At 64.6% G+C, this 18554-nt stretch carries 17 protein-coding genes; 11 read left to right on the plus strand and 6 right to left on the minus strand.

Annotation, left to right across the window (positions count from 1 at the left end; translation table 11 throughout):
- Positions 1–6: 6 nt before the first annotated feature.
- The 3 genes from GGQ90_RS12425 to GGQ90_RS12435 are packed head-to-tail and all read right to left on the minus strand — an operon-like array spanning position 7 to position 2614.
- Positions 7–438 carry an HIT family protein gene (locus tag GGQ90_RS12425; RefSeq protein WP_188082410.1) on the minus strand — a complete coding sequence of 144 codons (432 nt, stop codon included), beginning with the start codon at positions 436–438 and terminating at the stop codon, positions 7–9.
- Positions 435–1538, minus strand: a complete 1104-nt coding sequence (locus GGQ90_RS12430; RefSeq protein ID WP_188082411.1) for a CDP-alcohol phosphatidyltransferase family protein — start codon at positions 1536–1538, stop codon at positions 435–437. Before GGQ90_RS12430 ends, GGQ90_RS12425 begins: the two co-directional genes overlap by 4 nt.
- Positions 1535–2614: a glycosyl transferase gene (locus GGQ90_RS12435; protein WP_188082412.1), complete on the minus strand. Its 1080-nt coding sequence runs from the start codon at positions 2612–2614 to the stop codon at positions 1535–1537. The genes GGQ90_RS12430 and GGQ90_RS12435 overlap by 4 nt, the downstream gene beginning before the upstream one ends.
- A 276-nt stretch (positions 2615–2890) precedes the next feature.
- Between GGQ90_RS12435 and GGQ90_RS12440 the strand changes: the two genes are divergently transcribed.
- From GGQ90_RS12440 to GGQ90_RS12480, 9 genes are all read left to right on the plus strand, one after another.
- The gene (locus tag GGQ90_RS12440; protein WP_188082413.1) at positions 2891–3679 is read left to right on the plus strand and encodes a succinate dehydrogenase iron-sulfur subunit; all 789 of its coding nucleotides are present in this window, start codon (positions 2891–2893) and stop codon (positions 3677–3679) included.
- Between the two features lies 1 nt (position 3680).
- Positions 3681–4142 carry a PaaI family thioesterase gene (locus GGQ90_RS12445; RefSeq protein WP_188082414.1) on the plus strand — a complete coding sequence of 154 codons (462 nt, stop codon included), beginning with the start codon at positions 3681–3683 and terminating at the stop codon, positions 4140–4142.
- Positions 4139–5251 carry a cell division protein ZapE gene (gene zapE, locus GGQ90_RS12450; RefSeq protein WP_188082415.1) on the plus strand — a complete coding sequence of 371 codons (1113 nt, stop codon included), beginning with the start codon at positions 4139–4141 and terminating at the stop codon, positions 5249–5251. The genes GGQ90_RS12445 and zapE overlap by 4 nt, the downstream gene beginning before the upstream one ends.
- Before the next feature lie 315 nt (positions 5252–5566).
- On the plus strand, positions 5567–6529 hold the full coding sequence (mdh, locus tag GGQ90_RS12455) for a malate dehydrogenase (protein WP_188082416.1): 963 nt from the start codon (positions 5567–5569) through the stop codon (positions 6527–6529).
- Positions 6530–6628: 99 nt separating this feature from the next.
- Entirely contained in the window at positions 6629–7513 is an 885-nt protein-coding gene (gene sucD, locus GGQ90_RS12460) for a succinate--CoA ligase subunit alpha (RefSeq protein ID WP_188082417.1), read from the plus strand.
- 92 nt (positions 7514–7605) lie between these two features.
- On the plus strand, positions 7606–10401 hold the full coding sequence (locus GGQ90_RS12465) for a 2-oxoglutarate dehydrogenase E1 component (RefSeq protein ID WP_188082418.1): 2796 nt from the start codon (positions 7606–7608) through the stop codon (positions 10399–10401).
- 8 nt (positions 10402–10409) lie between these two features.
- Entirely contained in the window at positions 10410–11657 is a 1248-nt protein-coding gene (gene odhB, locus GGQ90_RS12470) for a 2-oxoglutarate dehydrogenase complex dihydrolipoyllysine-residue succinyltransferase (protein WP_188082419.1), read from the plus strand.
- A 107-nt stretch (positions 11658–11764) separates the two neighbouring features.
- On the plus strand, positions 11765–13165 hold the full coding sequence (gene lpdA / locus GGQ90_RS12475) for a dihydrolipoyl dehydrogenase (RefSeq protein ID WP_188082420.1): 1401 nt from the start codon (positions 11765–11767) through the stop codon (positions 13163–13165).
- Between the two features lie 94 nt (positions 13166–13259).
- On the plus strand, positions 13260–13535 hold the full coding sequence (locus GGQ90_RS12480; protein ID WP_188082421.1) for a hypothetical protein: 276 nt from the start codon (positions 13260–13262) through the stop codon (positions 13533–13535).
- Here the strand turns inward: GGQ90_RS12480 and GGQ90_RS12485 are convergent.
- The 3 genes from GGQ90_RS12485 to GGQ90_RS12495 form a co-directional block, all read right to left on the minus strand.
- Complete coding sequence (locus GGQ90_RS12485; RefSeq protein ID WP_188082422.1) at positions 13511–14662, minus strand: diguanylate cyclase domain-containing protein; 1152 nt, start codon at positions 14660–14662, stop codon at positions 13511–13513. The two genes, GGQ90_RS12480 and GGQ90_RS12485, sit on opposite strands and share 25 nt — an antisense overlap.
- A gap of 143 nt (positions 14663–14805) precedes the next feature.
- Positions 14806–15567: an enoyl-CoA hydratase-related protein gene (locus GGQ90_RS12490; protein ID WP_188082423.1), complete on the minus strand. Its 762-nt coding sequence runs from the start codon at positions 15565–15567 to the stop codon at positions 14806–14808.
- A complete protein-coding gene (locus tag GGQ90_RS12495; protein ID WP_188082424.1) occupies positions 15564–16232 on the minus strand; it encodes an HAD family hydrolase in 669 nt (222 codons plus the stop codon). The genes GGQ90_RS12490 and GGQ90_RS12495 overlap by 4 nt, the downstream gene beginning before the upstream one ends.
- Before the next feature lie 166 nt (positions 16233–16398).
- Here GGQ90_RS12495 and glmU point away from each other — a divergent pair, with 166 nt between their 5' ends.
- Both glmU and GGQ90_RS12505 read left to right on the plus strand, forming a co-directional pair.
- Entirely contained in the window at positions 16399–17691 is a 1293-nt protein-coding gene (glmU, locus tag GGQ90_RS12500; RefSeq protein WP_246428240.1) for a bifunctional UDP-N-acetylglucosamine diphosphorylase/glucosamine-1-phosphate N-acetyltransferase GlmU, read from the plus strand.
- Positions 17688–18551 (plus strand): metallophosphoesterase, encoded by an 864-nt coding sequence (locus GGQ90_RS12505; protein ID WP_188082425.1) that lies wholly within the window; start codon positions 17688–17690, stop codon positions 18549–18551. Before glmU ends, GGQ90_RS12505 begins: the two co-directional genes overlap by 4 nt.
- Positions 18552–18554: the final 3 nt, after the last annotated feature.

The following is an 18554-nucleotide window of genomic DNA, read 5'->3' on the forward strand; positions in this document are numbered from 1 at the left end:
GATCGATCAGGCCACGAAATGGCCTTTCAGCCAATCCCGCAGCGCCGTGTCAGCTTCGCTGTCAATCTTGACCGCGCTGCCAAGGTCGGGCTGGCCCGGCCAGCCGGCATCGACGATGGTCAGGCCCGCCGCGCTGCGTTCCCCTTCATAACGGGGAATGACGTGGAAATGGACATGGGGGTCGACCATCATCAGCATCAGATAGTTGATCTTCGCATAGCCGACCGCGCGGGTCAGCGCCGCCTCGATCGCGGCGGTGACGGTCTTGAGTTCGGCATGCGCCTCGCGTGGCAGGTCGCCGAACGCGGTCGCCTCGCTCTTTGCCGCCAGCACCAGCGATCCCAGCGTCGGCTGGGCCGGGCGCAGCAGCACAACCCAATGGTCGAATTCGGCAACCAGCGTCGCGGGCCAGCCGAATTTCTCGATCGTGGCATTCATGCCGCTGCCTCGGCCTCGTCCATCCAGCTGACGATCGGCTGGCCGGAGCGGTGGACGATATAGGCCTGGGCCAGGCGCACGGCATGGACGACCAGCGAGATGATGGTCCACCAGGCGAGCGCGATCAGGCCGATGTCGGGCCGACCGGACAGCAGTGCCACGAACAGGATCACCATGTTCGGGTTGCGGCGCGCGGTGATCAGGCGGAACTGGCTGTCGAACGGACGCCACACATGGATGTCCATCTTGAAGTCCTTGAGGAACATCCCTTCGATCAGGCGTTGGAGTATATAGCCCGCGATCACGGCGGTCATGATGAAGGTGAAGGTCCCGGCCGACAGGCCAAGCCCCCAATAGGTGAGGCCCACGCCCCAGAAATACCACCAGAAGGGCGGGTGGACCAGGTCGACGCCATGGTCGATCACATTGCCCCATTTGGACGAGGTGATGGTGCAGCGGGCCAGCTTGCCGTCCACCGTGTCGAGCACCATGAAGATGAAACCGCACAGGAAGCCGGTCCAGAACAGCCCCTTGGCGAACAGGAAGGTGGCGACGAGGCACAGCGTCACGCCGATCACCGACACCATGTTCGGCGTCATTTTCAACTGCGCGGCGATGCGCGTCAGGATCAGCGCCAGTTCGGGCCAGAGATATTTGGTCAACAGGTCGGTGACGCCCTTATAGGCACCGAAATAGCTCTGCCGCTCGATCGCCTTGCGGGTCTGGGGCACCAGTTCGCGCACCATCGGCTGCTCCAGCTTGCGCAACTGGCGATTGTAGAGCTTGCGCCCATCCGACAGATAGACGACGTTGGTGGCCTGCATCGGATCGCTGCCCGCCGGCACCTGGCCGACGATCGGCTGGCCGGCCCAGGCGAACATCGTGCCGGGTGTTTCCAGCACCAGCCGCAGCAGCAGCGGATCGAAGGCATAGGCGAGGTTGAAGACCAGTTCATGGCCCGGCGCCAGTGTGCTGCCATTTTTGGCTGCGCTTTGCGCCATGCGGCGATTGCGTTCGGCATTGGACATGCCCCAGATCGGGGTCGCATTCTCGCCGAGCAGGCGAACCGGGCCGAGGGTGGTGCTGATCGTCTGCATCATGCCTGTGCCTTCTGCGCAAAATCGAGGATGAGGGCGGCCTGCCGCTGCGAAGCGGGGACCGGGGAAAGATCGATACTATCCTGCATTGCCGCTTCCTGAGCAGCAACGAAGCCCGGTTGCAAGTCTGCTGCCCGATCGAGCGCGCCCTGAAGTGCGTCGGCGCCGTCGATCACCTGGCCCAGCCGCCAATGGGCGAAGGCCTGATCCTCGCGCCAGTCATGATGGTCGAGGTTCAGGAAGATGCAGGGGCGGGCAGTGAGCAGAAACTCGTAAACCTGACTCGACACGTCGCCCAGATAGGCGTCGGCGCTGGTCGTGTAGCTCATGTCGATCGAGTGGCGGCTGCCCATGTCGATGCGGATATGCGGATTGGCGCTATGGATCGGCGGGATGCGGCGGGCGAGCTTCACATGCGGCGCGATGATGACGTTCCAGCCCCGTAGCGCTTCGAGTGCGGCCATGATCTTTGGCCCATGATTGACCCAGGAGGAAAGTGCGGGGTCGAAATGAGGATTGTAGAGCAGCACAGGCTTGTCGTCGTCGAACAGCTGTCGGCGCGGGGCGCGTAATTCGAACTTGGCATAGCCGCCGACCAGGCAGTTCGCTTCGCTGCACAAGCCATAGGCGATCAGGCGGCGGCGATCCTTCTCGCCCGCGACGAGTGTCAGGTCGAAATCGGCGTGGCGCTGTTTGTAGCCGCCGGCCCGGTCGCCTGCGCCATGCTTGATCAGGATCAGGCGGGTGACGAAGCCGGGTATCCGTTTCAGCCAGGCGCTGGTGATCTCCGTCGTCACCAGTGTCGGGAAGCGGGCGATGGCGCGATAGTTGAGCAGCAGCGTGGCCAGCCGCGAGGGCAGGCGGAAGAGGGAATCGGGCTTGGTCGAGGGCCGGCGCAGCTTGATGAGGTCGAGCCGTCCCTCGGGATCATAGCTGGCAACCAGATCGAGAATCAGGCGCGAGGGCGAAAGCACATGGACGCGCACATCCGCCCGCTTTCCCAGCTCAAGCGCGGCCGGCAGCCAGTGGAAGACCTGCTGCGCTTCGGCGATGGCAAGAAAGGCGATGTCGATCGGCAATGAAGGCGGTCCCCACAGATAATCGCCGCCGCAGGGGCATGACCTAAGTTCAGTGTCTGTCTGGCCGCGATCGTTGCGACGATCAGGCCAAGTCGCTCCGCTCTAGCGCGCGTGGCGGAGGAAGCAAGCGCAAGCCCGCTGGAAGAGCTTCTATTTGCAAGCGATTTGCAACAAGGGCACGCCGGGGCAGAAACATGGTCTCAGTGCTGGACCTTTGCAGATTTTTCGCTATGCGGACCCCCATTGATAGACATCGACGAAGAGGCGCGACGAGCGATGGCCGAATTTGCTTTGCCCAAGAACAGCAAGATCAGCGGCAAGGGCGTGACCCACAAGGCGCCCGAAGGCGCGACCAATGTCCGCAGCTTCAAGGTCTATCGCTACGATCCCGACTCCGGCGAGAATCCGCGCTACGACACGTTCGAGATCGATCTCGACAATTGCGGCCCGATGGTTCTCGACGCGCTGCTGAAGATCAAGAACGAGTATGACTCGACCCTGACCTTCCGCCGTTCGTGCCGCGAAGGCATTTGCGGTTCCTGTTCGATGAACATGAATGGCAAGAACGGCCTGGCCTGCACCACCGCGATCGACGAGTGTGCCGGCAAGAATGTCCAGATCACGCCGCTGCCGCACATGGACGTCATCAAGGATCTGGTGCCGGACTTCACCCATTTCTACGCGCAGTATAATTCGATTCAGCCCTGGCTGAAGACCGTGTCGCCGCCGCCGTCGGGCAAGGAGCGTCTGCAGTCACCCGCCGATCGCGAGAAGCTGGACGGCCTCTATGAGTGTATCCTGTGCGCCTGCTGCTCGACCAGCTGCCCCAGCTATTGGTGGAACAGCGACAAGTTCCTTGGCCCGGCGATCCTGCTGCAGGCCTATCGCTGGCTGGCCGACAGCCGCGACGAGTTCACCGGTGATCGCCTCGACGAGCTGGAAGATCCCTTCCGTCTCTATCGCTGCCACACCATCATGAACTGCGCGAATGTCTGCCCCAAGGGCCTGAGCCCGGCCAAGGCGATCGCCGAGACCAAGAAGATGATGGTCGAACGGCAGCTGTAAGTTGACGAGCGACGGCGTTGCAGGCGGGCGACCGCTGGACGAAGGGAAGTGGTCGGGCTGGACCGCCTGGCACGATCCGCATCCCGACACCTTCCTGCAGGCGATCGGTCGCGGTTACATGCGCGGGCTGGGCGAGAAGAAGGCGCATGTCGCGCTGGAAACCCGTACCAGCCACCGTAACCGGCTCGATACGCTGCATGGCGGTTTTCTCGCCGCCTTTGCCGACCATGCCTATTTCGGCGCGCTCTGGGCAATGGGTCATCAGGGGCAGGTCAATGGCGTGACCATCGACCTGTCGATGCAATATCTGGGCGCGGGCAAGGTCGGTCCCGACCTGCTGGCCGAGGTGGAATTGCTGCGCGAAACCGGACGGCTGATGTTCCTGCGCATGCTGATCACCCAGGAGGGTGAGCCGGTCGCGGCGTCCACCGCCACGCTGCGCAAGGCGCCCAAGCTCCCGTGACCAGTGTCATCGCCCGTTACGACGCGCTGGTCGCGGCTGGTGAATTGCGGCCCGACCCGGACCAGCGCGCCGCCGCTTTGCGACTCGATCAGCTTCAGCATGATCTGGAAGCGACGCCGGCGCGCGGATCGACGCTATGGAAGCTGCTGCGCAAGCAGCCCGAGCCGCCGCGGGGCCTCTACATGTGGGGCGGGGTCGGGCGCGGCAAGTCGATGCTGATGGACCTGTTCTTCGACACGGTTCAAGTCCAGCGCAAGAAGCGCGCCCATTTCCATGAATTCATGCTCGACGTGCATGCGCGTCTGGCCGAGGCGCGCAAGTCGGAAACCGGTGATCCGATCCCGCCCGTGGTCGAGTCGCTGGCGGAAGAGGCGCGGTTGCTCTGCTTCGACGAGATGGTCGTCAACAATATGGCCGACGCGGCGATCATGTCGCGGCTGTTCACCGGCCTGCTGGAAAAGCGGGTGACGATCGTCACCACCTCCAACCGCGCGCCGGACGAACTCTACAAGAATGGCCTCAATCGTCAGCTCTTCCTGCCCTTCATCGACCTTATCAAGGTGAAGCTGGACGTGATGACGCTGAATGGTCCGGTCGATTATCGCCGCGACCGTCTGGGCGACTCGAAGCTGTGGCATGTGCCCAATGGGCCGGAGGCAACCAGGGCGCTGTCGGAGGCCTTTTTCCGCCTGACCGACTTTTCGGTCGAGGATCGGGCCAAGGTGCCCTCGGAGGAGATCGTCGTTCAGGGCGGGCGCACCATGCATGTGCCCAAGAGCCTGAAGGGTGTCGCCGTCTTCTCCTTCAAGCGGCTTTGCGCCGAGGCGCGGGGCGCCCCGGACTATCTGGCGATCGCGCGCAAATATCATACGGTCATCATCGTCGGCATTCCGGTGCTGGGGCCGGAGAAGCGCAACGAGGCGGCGCGTTTCGTCACGCTGATCGACTCGCTCTACGAATATAAGGTCAAATTGCTCGCTTCGGCCGACGCCGAGCCGATGCGGCTCTATCCCGAAGGGGATGGCGCGTTCGAATTCGAGCGGACCGTGTCGCGGCTGATGGAAATGCAGTCCGACGATTATCTGGCGCTGGGCCACGGCCCCAAATAAGCGCGGCGCAGCCCGTCGCGCGCGCCTTTCGGCCCATCGCCGCTTGCGTCGGCGTTCATCAGGGCGCAACTTTCTTTCGGAAAAACAGGCCGGATGCTTCCACATGGGAAGCATCCGGCAGGATACCGCTGCAGGGAAGGCTCTAGGTCCAGGGTAGGAGACCAGAGCGACAGGGTGTGAAAAAGCCTCTAATGCAACTGCGAATGAATTGCAAAGATAATTTGCCGCATGGGGCTTTGTTTGGTTGAAACCCCCACAATATGGGCGTAGGCGCACTGGCAATTCCAGAGTTCACATCTTGGAGGATGATTGCATATGGCCCGTAAGAAGATCGCGCTCATCGGCGCTGGCAATATCGGCGGCACGCTCGCGCATCTCGCGGCCCTGAAGGGTCTTGGTGACATTGTATTGTTCGACGTCGTCGAAGGCGTGCCCCAGGGCAAGGCGCTCGACCTGTCGCAGTGCGCTTCGGTCGAGGGCTTTGACGCGAAGATCACCGGTTCCAACGACTATGCCGACATCGCGGGCGCAGACGTCATCATCGTCACCGCCGGCGTCGCCCGCAAGCCGGGCATGAGCCGCGACGATCTGCTGGGCATCAACCTCAAGGTCATGAAGGCCGTGGGCGAGGGCATCGCTGCCAACGCCCCCGACGCCTTCGTCATCTGCATCACCAACCCGCTCGACGCGATGGTCTGGGCGCTGCGCGAATTTTCGGGCCTGCCCGCGAACAAGGTCGTCGGCATGGCCGGCGTGCTCGACTCGTCGCGCTTCAACCATTTCCTCGCCGAAGAATTCAACGTCTCGGCCAAGGACGTCACCAGCTTCGTGCTCGGCGGCCATGGCGACACGATGGTTCCGGTGATCGAATATTCGACCGTCGCCGGCATCCCGGTCCCCGACCTCATCAAGCAGGGCCGTTCGACCCAGGAGCGCATCGACGCCATCGTCAAGCGCACCCGTTCGGGCGGCGGCGAGATCGTCGCGCTGCTCAAGACCGGCTCGGCCTTCTATGCGCCCGCCACCAGCGCGATCGCCATGGCTGAAGCCTATCTGGGTGACAAGAAGCGCCTGCTGCCCTGCGCCGCGAACCTGACCGGCCAGTATGGCGTCGACAATCTCTATGTCGGCGTGCCGGTCATCATCGGCAAGGATGGCGTCGAGCAGATCATCGAGATCGCGCTGGATGACGAAGCCAAGGCCAATCTCCAGGTGTCGGTCGATGCCGTCAAGGAACTGCTGGAAGCCTGCAAGGGTATCGATCCCTCGCTCGCCTGAGCCTGCCAGCTTGCACCGTCCCGTTCCAGGTAAGTGCGCAGCCTGGGACGGGTCGCTTTAGACCCAAGTGCCACGTCCACAGAGGATAAAGGGACACATATGTCCATTCTGGTGAACAAGAACACCAAGGTCATCACCCAGGGTATGACCGGTGCCACCGGCACCTTCCACACCGAAACCGCTCTTGCCTATGGCACGCAGATGGTTGGCGGCGTGACCCCCGGCAAGGGCGGCACGACCCACATCGGTCTGCCGATGTTCGACACCGTTGCCGAAGCCAAGTCGAAGACCGGCGCCGACGCTTCGGTCATCTATGTTCCGCCGCCGTTCGCGGCCGACTCGATCCTGGAAGCGATCGATGCCGAAATCCCGCTGATCGTCGCGATCACCGAAGGCATTCCGGTTCTGGACATGGTCAAGGTGAAGCGCGCCCTGTCGGGTTCGAAGTCGCGCCTGATCGGCCCGAACTGCCCCGGCCTGCTGACCCCCGGCGAATGCAAGATCGGCATCATGCCTGGCAACATCTTCTCGAAGGGTTCGGTCGGCGTCGTGTCGCGTTCGGGCACCCTTACCTATGAAGCCGTGTTCCAGACCACCAATGCGGGCCTGGGCCAGACCACGGCTGTCGGCATCGGCGGTGACCCGGTCAACGGCACCAACTTCATCGACGTGCTGGAACTGTTCCTGGCCGACGACGCGACCGAGTCGATCATCATGATCGGTGAAATCGGCGGCGACGCGGAAGAGCAGGCTGCCCAGTTCCTGATCGACGAGGCCAAGCGTGGCCGCAAGAAGCCGATGGCCGGCTTCATCGCTGGTCGCACGGCGCCTCCGGGCCGCCGCATGGGCCATGCCGGCGCGATCGTGTCGGGCGGCAAGGGCGACGCGGAAAGCAAGATCGCGGCAATGGAAGCAGCCGGCATCAAGGTCGCTGCCAGCCCGAGCCTGCTGGGCGAGACCCTGCTGGAAGTGCTCAAGGGCTAAAAGCCACTATAAATAGGAAACGCGGCCGGGCTGCACCCCGGCCGCACTTTCCCGCTCCGCGACTGCACGCGGCTGTGATGGGACGGAAGACGATGGGTTACGAGAACCAGGATTTCGAGATCGAACAGGGGCCGAGCTGGGCGCGCCCCAACTGGCCGTTGGCGGACACCGACGACCTGACCGGGGCGATGGACCCGACGCAGATGCAGGTGGCCGTGAAGGCCGCTGCCAAGGCGCAGGGTGCCGCTGTTTCCGAGGCCGATATCGCATCGGCCGCCGAGGATGCAATCCGCGCGCAGATGCTGATCCGCACATATCGCGTGCGCGGTCATCTGGCCGCCAACCTCGATCCGCTGGGCCTGGCCAAGCGTGACCTGCCGGCGGACCTTACCCCGGAATATCATGGCCTGACCGATGCGTCGAAGAAGGTCTTCCTGGGCGGTACGCTGGGCCTGCAATATGCGACCGTCGCGGAGATCGTCGCGATCCTGCGCCGCAATTATTGCGGCAATGTCGGCCTTGAGTACATGCACATCGCCGACGTCGAAGAGCGCCGCTTCCTGCAGGAGCGCCTGGAAGGCAAGGACAAGGAAATCCACTTCACGCCCGAGGGCAAGAAGGCGATCCTGGCCAAGGTCATTCAGGGCGAGCAGTATGAGAAGTTCCTGGGCCGCAAATATGTCGGCACCAAGCGCTTCGGCCTCGACGGTGGCGAGTCCATGATCCCCGCGCTCGAAGCGGTCATCAAATATGGTGGCGCCTCGGGCGTGCGCGAGATCGTGTTCGGCATGGCCCACCGCGGCCGCCTGAACGTCCTCGCCAATGTCATGGCCAAGGGCTTCCGCGTCATCTTCCATGAATTCTCGGGCGGCACCGCCAACCCCGAAGACGTGGGTGGCTCGGGCGACGTGAAATATCACCTCGGCACCTCGACCGACCGCGAGTTCGACGGCGTCAAGGTCCACATGTCGCTGGTTCCCAACCCGTCGCACCTGGAAACCGTCGATCCGGTTGTGCTGGGCAAGGTTCGCGCGCAGCAGACCTTCCGCGATGACCTCACCAAGCATGAGCAGGTTCTGCCGGTGCTGATCCACGGCGACGCGGCCTTTGCTGGCCAGGGCATCGTATGGGAATGCCTGGGCTTCTCGGGCGTCAGCGGCTACAACACCGGCGGCTGCGTCCACTTCATCATCAACAACCAGATCGGCTTCACCACCAGCCCGCAATTCTCGCGCGGCTCGCCCTATCCGTCGGACGTGGCGAAGGGTGTTCAGGCGCCGATCCTGCACGTCAACGGTGACGATCCCGAAGCGGTGACCTTCGCGACCAAGCTGGCGATGGAATATCGCCAGACCTTCCACCGCGATGTCGTGGTCGACATGTGGTGCTATCGCCGCTTCGGCCATAACGAAGGCGACGAGCCGGGCTTCACCCAGCCGCTGATGTACAAGGAAATCCGCCAGCATCCGCCGGTCAGCGACATTTATGCCGCGCGCCTGAAGGCGGAAGGCGTGGTGGACGATGCGTTCGTCACCGGTTCGACCGACGAGTTCGTTGCCCATCTGGAAGACGAGTTCGAAGCGGCCAAGAGCTACAAGGCCAACAAGGCCGACTGGTTTGCCGGGCGCTGGTCGGGCCTGCACAAGCCGGCCGATGCCGAAACCGCGCGCCAGAGCGTGGAGTCGGCGATCAACCAGAAGCTGTTCGACGGCCTGGGCCGCACGCTGACCACGGTTCCCGAAGGTCATAACGTCCACAAGACGCTGAAGCGCGTGCTGGACGCCAAGGCCGAGATGTTCAAGTCGGGCGCCAATTTCGACTGGGCGACTGGTGAGGCGCTGGCCTTTGGCTCGCTCCTGTCGGAAGGCTACGGCGTTCGCCTGTCGGGTCAGGACTCGGGGCGCGGCACTTTCAGCCAGCGTCACGCGGTCTGGACCGACCAGGACACCGAAGCGAAGTATATCCCGCTTGCGACCGTGCCGCACGGCCGTTTCGAGGTGCTGGACTCGCCTTTGTCCGAATATGGCGTGCTGGGCTTCGAATATGGTTTCGCCCTGGCGGACCCGAAGAGCCTGGTGATCTGGGAAGCGCAGTTCGGCGATTTCGCCAACGGTGCGCAGATCATCTTCGACCAGTATATCGCTTCGTCGGAAACCAAGTGGCTGCGGTCCAACGGCCTCGTCTGCCTGTTGCCGCACGGCTATGAAGGCCAAGGCCCCGAGCATAGCTCGGCGCGTCTGGAACGCTATCTGCAGCTGTGCGCCGAAGGCAATATCCAGGTCGCGAACATCACGACCCCGGCCAACTACTTCCACGCGCTGCGTCGCCAGATGCTGCGGCCTTTCCGCAAGCCGCTCATCATCATGGCGCCCAAGTCGCTGCTGCGTCACAAGGGGGCCGTCAGCAAGGCCGAGGACTTCCTGGGCGAAACGCACTTCAAGCGCATCCTGTCGGACCCCAACGGGTCGGCCGACAAGGACACCAAGCGCCTGGTGCTCTGCTCGGGCAAGGTCTTCTACGACCTGATGGACGCCCGCGACGCCGCCGGCGACGCCAACACCCAGATCGTCCGTATCGAACAGATTTATCCGTTCGCGACCGACGCCCTGGCCACGCGCATCGAGCGCATGACCAATCTGGACGAGGTCGTCTGGTGTCAGGAAGAACCGCGCAACAACGGCGCCTGGTCCTTCGTTGAGCCCTATATCGAGGAAGCGCTGGCCAAGGCCGGCAAGGCGCCCAAGCGCGCCCGCTATGCCGGCCGCAAGGCATCGGCATCGCCTGCCACGGGCCTGGCCTCGCGCCATGTGTCCGAACAGGGCGCCCTCGTCGCCGATGCGCTGGGTCACAGCGTTCGTGAAGAAATCCGTCGCCAGAAGAAAGGCTGAGAAAGCACATGGCAACCGAAGTCAAAGTCCCCACGCTGGGCGAATCCGTTACCGAAGCAACCGTCGGTCAGTGGCTCAAGAAGCCGGGTGAAGCGGTCAAGGCCGACGAGCCCATCGTCAGCCTGGAAACCGACAAGGTCGCGGTCGACGTGCCCTCGCCGGTCGCCGGTGTCATGGGCGACCTCGTCGCCAAGGAAGGCGACACGGTCGAGGTCGGCGCGCTGCTGGCTTATGTGAACGAAGGTGGTGCCGCTGCTGCTGCCCCGGCTGCTGCCGCTGCCCCCGCTGCCAAGGCGGAAGCCGCTGCGCCGGCCCCGGCCGCTTCGGCCCCGGCCGCATCGGACGAGGACGATGGTGGCAACCTGACCCTGTCGCCGGCGGTTCGGCGCCTGGTGCTGGAGCATGGTCTTGACCCGAGCAAGATCAAGGGCACCGGCAAGGACGGTCGCCTGACCAAGGACGACGTCACGGCCGCTGTCGCCGCCGGCACCGCCAAGGCGGCGGCCGCGACCCCGGCTTCGGCGCCTGCCGCCGACGCTCCGGCCGCTGGCCCCAGCCGCAAGCAGGAACGCGTCAAGATGACCCGTCTGCGTCAGACGGTCGCCAAGCGCCTGAAGGAAGCGCAGAACAACGCGGCCCTGCTGACCACGTACAATGACGTCGACATGACCAACGTCATCGAGGCGCGCGCCAAGTACAAGGATCTGTTCGAGAAGAAGCATGGCGTCCGTCTGGGCTTCATGGGCTTCTTCACCAAGGCCGTCTGCATGGCGCTGAAGGACATTCCGGGCGTCAATGCGCAGATCGAAGGCGACGAGATCGTCTATAACGACTTCGCCGACATCTCGGTCGCCGTTTCGGCCCCGACCGGCCTGGTCGTTCCGGTCATCCGCAACGCGGAAAGCCTGAGCGTCGCTGCCATCGAAAAGACCATCGGCGGCTTCGGCAAGAAGGCCAAGGAGGGCAAGCTGACGATGGAAGATATGAAGGGCGGCACCTTCACCATCTCCAACGGCGGCGTGTTCGGCTCGCTGCTGTCCAGCCCGATCATCAACCCGCCCCAGTCGGCGGTTCTGGGCCTGCACCGCATCGAGGACCGCCCGGTCGTCCGTAACGGCCAGATCGTGATCCGCCCGATGATGTATCTGGCGCTCAGCTACGACCATCGTCTGATCGACGGTCGTGAAGCGGTGACCTTCCTTGTCGCGGTCAAGAACGCGATCGAGGATCCGACCCGTCTGCTGATCGACCTGTAATACTCACCGTTCAATATTGCCCCGGCTTCGGCCGGGGCGCCTCTTGCCCTTGATTTCGGGCGGAGGGATGCCAGTTTGGCTGGCATGACTGGAGAAGGGAAAACCCCATGTCCGATTTCGATTATGACGTCCTGGTTATCGGTGCTGGCCCGGGCGGCTATGTCGCCGCGATCCGCGCGGCTCAGCTGGGCCTGAAGACCGCCTGCGCCGAAAGCCGCGAGACGCTGGGCGGCACCTGCCTCAATGTCGGCTGCATTCCCTCGAAGGCGCTGCTGCACGCTTCGGAACTCTATGACGAGGCCGCCAATGGCGCGCTCGCCAAGCTGGGCGTCAAGATCGACAAGATGAGCCTGGACCTGCCCACGCTGCAGGGCCAGCGCGTCGATGCCGTCAAGGGCCTGACCGGCGGCGTCGAATTCCTGTTCAAGAAGAACAAGGTGACCTGGCTCAAGGGCCTGGCCAGCTTCACCGGCGCCAATACCGTCGAAGTGAATGGCGAGAAGGTGACGGCGAAGAACATCGTCATCGCCACCGGCTCTTCGGTCGCCCCGCTGCCCGGCGTGGCCGTGGACAATGCAGGCGGCAAGATCGTCGATTCGACCGGCGCGCTGGAACTGGACAAGGTTCCGGGTCACCTGGTCGTCGTCGGTGGCGGCGTGATCGGTCTGGAACTGGGTTCGGTCTGGAAGCGCCTGGGCGCGAAGGTCACCGTGGTCGAATATCTCGACCAGATCCTGCCCGGCATGGATGGCGAAGTCCGCAAGGAAGCCAACAAGATCTTCAAGAAGCAGGGCTTCGAATATAAGCTCGGCACCAAGGTGACCGGCGCCGAAGTCGGCAAGAAGGGCGTGACCCTGACCGTCGAACCTGCCGCTGGTGGAGAAGCCGAGAAGATCGAGGCGGATGTCGTCCTCGTGTCGATCGGCCGTCGTCCCAACACCGAGGGCCTGGGCCTCGACAAGATCGGCCTGGAGCTGAACGCGCGCGGCCAGATCGAGACCGATCATGAGTTCGGCACCAAGGTTCCGGGCGTCTGGGCGATCGGCGACGTCATCCCCGGCCCGATGCTGGCGCACAAGGCCGAGGACGAAGGCATTGCCGTCGCCGAGAATATCGCGGGCCTGACCGGCATCGTGAACCATGACGTGATCCCGAGCGTGGTCTACACCAAGCCGGAGATCGCGGGCGTGGGCCTGACCGAGGAAGCCGCCAAGGAAAAGGGCGCGATCAAGGTCGGCAAGTTCCCGATGCTGGCCAACAGCCGCGCCAAGACCAATCACGAGCCTGACGGCTTCGTGAAGATCATCGCCGACGCCGAAACCGACAAGGTGCTGGGCGTGTGGATCATCGCCACCGTCGCCGGCACGATGATCGCTCAGGCGGCGCAGGCGATGGAATTCGGCGCGTCGAGCGAAGACATCGCTTACACCTGCCATGCGCATCCGACGCATAGCGAAGCGATCAAGGAAGCGGCCATGGCCGTGCGGGGCAAGCCGATCCACATGTGATCGACCGCGCTATCGCTGTTTAAGGGAAGGGGCCTCCGCCAAGCGGGGGCCTTTTTCTTTTGGGGATAATCGTGCGTTCCGTTATCTCGCGGCGATGAACCAATTCCCCTCCAGCCAGTCGGTGCCCTCGACCAACCCGGAACGGCTGTTCTTCGCGCTATGGATCATCTTTTCGGTGCTGACCGCGCTGGCCGACATCATCGCGATCGTCCGCCATCCCGAAATGACGCTGCAGATATTGCCGCAGACGGCCTTGGGGCTGGCAGTGTGCCTGCCCTTCGGCGCGGTCGCCATCCTGCTGCGACGCCGACGGCTGAAAAAGCAGGCGGCGCGCAATGCCTTTCTTCAGGCGATGGCGCGGCTCGACTGAGCATCGCCAGCCGGCGCCAGCGCGGGCCGAATGGCGACGCGGTTGCGGCCCTTGTCCTTCGCCTCATAGAGCGCGCTGTCGGCCCGTGCGATGGCGTCATGGATCGACCTGTCGGCGCGGTGCAGGCTGGTGAGGCCGAAGCTGGCGGTGAGCGGGCCGGGCAGGCCAAGCCGGCTTGCCGCCTGTTCGGCGAAACGCAGCCGGATCGCGTCGGCAATGCCGGTCGCCATGGCGGGATCGGCACCGGGCAGGAAGAGGATGAACTCCTCGCCGCCGAAGCGGGCAATGACGGCCTCGGCGGGGGCCAGCGCCCGCAGCGTATCGGCCAGCGCGACGATCACCCGGTCGCCCAGCCCATGGCCATGGGCGTCGTTGACCCGCTTGAAATGATCGATGTCGCAGGCGATCAGGCTGCCGCTGGCGTCGAGGCGCGCTACCGCGTCCTCGAACCCGCGCCGGTTGAGCAGGCCCGACAGCGGATCGACATGGGCATCGTGGCGATAGCGGGTGAGCACGTCCTGCATCGCCGCCGCCAGCGCGGCGAGCGCTAGGAACAACCCGAACATGCAGGCCAGCGCCTGCATCAGAAAGGCATATTGGCTGTCGCGGAACGCTACGCCGCCGGGCAGGGTGAAGGACACGCTGCTGCCGCGCAGCAGATTGTCGAGCGCCACCAGGGTGACGGCGGCATAGAGGGCGCGATCGGGCCAGCCGCGGAGTTGGCCACGGCCTGCGATCAGTGGAACGGAAATCAGCAGGAAGCAGCCGAAATCGGACGACACCAGTTCCAGCGGGACGATGTCATGCATCAGGGCGACGCTGCAGATCAGGATCGAGATGGCCCAGATGGCGATGCGCAGCCCCAGCACCCAGTTGGGGCGCCAGCGCGTCAGCAGCGCCTGGCTGAACAGCAGGAAGCCGGTGGCAAAGGCGGTGTCGGCGACGATGCCCCACAGGTCAGTCGGCAGGAAGTCGAAGGCAACCGGCACGGCAAAGCCTGTGGCAACGCTGAAGAAGGCGCCGCTCCACCAGCCCGCTTCCCGCGCGCCCCATCCCCAGACGATGAGGAAGGCGACGCCGAAGCTGGCCATCATGATGGGCAGGAAGAAGGCGAAATTTTCACCCACGCAGCGCGACCGATCCTTTGTGCAGCATGACGGCATGACGTCACGTCATGCAGGAGCGCCATCCTGCATTTTCCGGTAAATGTCGATGGTTAAGAGAGCGTAACGGTTGCGACGGGCCGAGCGGGGAAAGTGCCTAACCTGGATCAGAAGCGCGGCTTGCGCTTCTCGCGGAATGCCGCGACGCCTTCGGCAAAGTCAGGGTAGGTGAAGGCATCGCGGAACATCTCCAGCGTCACCATGTCGTCATCCGCCTGTCCGTCGAGGATGCGGCGGACCATCGCCTTGGACGCGCGCACGCTATGCTGGGCATTGGCGGCAATCTCGCGGGCCAGCGCTTCGGCGGCGGCCAGCGGATCGGCGGCGATCTCGTCGACCAGGCCGATGGCAAGGGCCGCCTCGGCATCGTGCAGCGTGCCGGTGAACAGGATGCGCTTGGCCCGTGCCGGCCCGACCAGATCGACCAGCAGGCGGGTGTCGAACAGCGAATAGACGATGCCAAGCTTCGCCGGCGTGATCCCCAGCCGCGCGGCGGGGGCGGCGATGCGCAGGTCGCAGGCGATCGCCAGCCCGCATCCGCCGCCGACGCAATCGCCATCGATTGCCGCGATCACCGGCTTTTCGGCATGGGCCAGCGCATATTGGGTGGAGCGGATCGCGGCCTGGTTGGCGGCGCGCCAGTCGGCATCGCCCGAACAGGCGGCAAATTCGTTGATGTCGGCACCCGCGCAGAACAGGCCGGGCGTCGCCGAAGCGAGGATCAGCACGCGGATGTCCGCATCGGCCATGGCATCGGCGACCAGATGCGGCAGCGCTTCCCACATCGCCTGGGTCATGGCGTTGCGGCGATCGGCCCGGTCGATCAGCAGCCGGGCGACCGCGCCGTCCCGCTCCAAGCGCAAGGTCATGCCGGCCAGGCTTCCAGCATCGGCACCAACTCGTCGAAATGGTGGATCACCGCGTCGGCCTCCAGATTGTCGACCGGGCCGTCGAGGAAGCCGAAGCTGACGGCGATGCTGGGAATGCCGGCATTGCGGGCGCCGGCAATGTCGTTGATCGTGTCGCCCAGGAAGATGGTGCGGCCGCCGCCCGCCCGCTCGATCATCGCATGGATCGGCGCCGGATCGGGCTTGGCGATGCCGACCGTGTCACCGGCCACGACCGAGGCGAAACGGTCGAACAGGCCCAGTTGGTGCAGCAGGGGAATCGTGAAGCGTTCCGCCTTGTTGGTGCAGATGGCGAGCTTCACGCCACGCTCCGCCAGCGCATCCAGCATCGCCATCATGCCGGGATAGGGCAGGGAGTGGAGCGCCAGATTCTGCTGATAATAATCAAGCAGGATCGGCAGCGTCTGGTCGAGGATGGCCTCGTCATAGCCGCCCGACGCCTCGAGCGCGCGCTGCAGCATCACCTTGGCGCCCTTGCCCACGAAAGGCCGGATGGAATCGACCGGGAAGGGCGGGCGGCCGATCGTGCCGATCGCATAATTGACCGCCGCGGCCAGATCGCCGCTGGTGTCGAGCAGGGTGCCGTCGAGGTCGAAGCCGACAATGTCGAAGGATAAGCGTGCCATGGCATCGCCATGCCGCGTCGGCGGTGGCAATGGCAAGGCAAACATGGCAGAGAGCCGTGATATTCCAGACCACTTGAACGAAAAGGACGCGCTTGCCGTGACCGCACCCAGCTCCAATGCCCGGCCCCTGGCAGTCGTCATCCTTGCCGCCGGGCAGGGCACCCGGATGAAGTCCGGCACGCACAAGGTGCTGCACCCGATTGCGGGGCGGCCGATGCTGCTGCACCTGCTTGCCAGCGTCGCGGACCTGCTGCCCGAGCGGCAGGTGGTTGTGGTCGGCGCGGGCCGCGAACAGGTGGAAAAGGCGGTCGAGGGCAGCGGCGTCGCGATCGCCGTGCAGGAACAGCAGCTTGGCACCGGTCATGCCGTCGCGCAGGCGCATGATGCGCTGGCGGGGTTCGCCGGCGATGTGCTGATCCTCTATGGCGACGTGCCATTGGTCAGCGGCGCTACCATGAAGGCGATGCTCGATCGACTGAGCCGGGGCGACGAGCCGCGCGCGGTGGTGCTGGGCTTCCGCCCTGATGATGCCGCCGCCTATGGCCGGATCATCGCCGATGGCCAGGGCATCATCGAGAAGATGGTCGAGTTTAAGGATGCGGGCGAGGCCGAGCGCGCCGTCACCCTGTGCAACAGCGGCCTGATGGCGGTGCGGGCGAGCGACCTGTTCGTGCTGCTCGACCAGATCGGCAACAACAATGCGGCCGGCGAATATTATCTGCCCGACATCATCATGCTGCCCGGCGCGAACAGCGCGGTGATCGAGACGGAGGCGTGGGAAGTGGCCGGCGTGAACAGCCGCGCCGAACTGGCCGGCGTCGAAGCCGTGTGGCAGGACCGCCGCCGCGCCGAAGCAATGCGCGAGGGCGTGACCCTGGTCGCGCCGCAGACCGTCTTCTTCGCGCACGATACGGTGCTGGGCCGCGACGTGACGGTCGAACCCAATGTCGTCTTCGGTCCGGGTGTCACCATCGCCGACAATGTCGTCATCCACGCCTTCTCCCATCTGGAGGGGGCGACGGTGGCCAGCGGCGCCGACATCGGCCCCTATGCCCGGCTGCGTCCGGGCGCCGACATCGGCCCCAGGGCGAAGATCGGCAATTTCGTCGAGATCAAGAAGGCGCGCCTCGACGAAGGGGCGAAGGTCAATCACCTCTCCTATATCGGCGACGCCAGCGTCGGCGCGGCGGCCAATATCGGCGCAGGCACCATCACCTGCAATTATGACGGCTTCTTCAAGTATAAGACGCAGATCGGCGCGGGCGCCTTCATCGGCTCCAACAGCGCGCTGGTCGCCCCCGTGACGATCGGCGACGGCGCGATCGTCGCGGCGGGCAGCGTCGTGACCAAGCCGGTCCCGGCCGACGCGCTGTGCCTCGTCCGCCCGCAACAGGAAAGCAAGCCGGGTTGGGCGGCGGCCTTCCGCACCCGCATGCGTGAACGGAAGGCGAAGGCTTGAATTTCATCCGACGCCGGCCTTTTCTGTCCGCCCTGCTGCTCCTGCTGCTGATCGCGGTGGCAGGGCCGCTCTGGCTTCTGATGAATGCCCGCGCCATGCCGGTTGTGCGATGCGCCGATGTCGTGCTGCCTTTCCCGGCGGGCGTGTCGCAGCAGCCGATCCGGGTTGCGCTGCTGACGGACACCCATCTGTCCGGGCCGGACAACAGCCCGGCGCGAATGGCGCGGATCGTGGCCCAGATCAACGGCCTCAACCCCGACCTCATCCTGCTGGGCGGCGACTATATCGGCGACAATAAATGGGGCGCGACCTATGATGCGCGCCACGCGATCGCGCCCTTTGCCGGGTTGCGCGCGCCGATGGGCGTGGTCGCGGTGCTGGGCAATCATGACAGCCGCAGCAGGAAGAACCGGGTGGCGCTCAGCGCCGACGACTGGCAGCGCGCCTTTGCCGATCTGGGCATCACCCTGGTGCAGGATGGCGCGGTGCGGCGCGGGCCGCTGGCGATCGGCGGCCTCAAGGATATCTATACCCGCAAGCCCGACATACCCGATACGTTGAAAGCGATGCAGGACATCGGTGGCGCGCCGGTGATCCTGTCGCACGGACCCGATGTCTTTCCGCTGTTGCCCGATGCGCCATCGCTGACCTTGGTCGGCCATACCCATTGCGGGCAGGTGGCACTGCCCTTTGCCGGCATCGTCTATGTCCCCTCCCGTTATGGCACCCGCTATGCGTGTGGCCGCTATCAGGATGGGCAGAAGGCGATGATCGTGTCCGGGGGCGTCGGCACCAGCGGCCTGCCCTTCCGCATGCTGGCGTCGCCCGACATCTGGCTGATCACCATCCGGCCCCGATGACAT

The sequence above is a fragment of the Sphingobium scionense genome, from assembly GCF_014197035.1.
Lineage (GTDB): Bacteria > Pseudomonadota > Alphaproteobacteria > Sphingomonadales > Sphingomonadaceae > Sphingobium > Sphingobium scionense.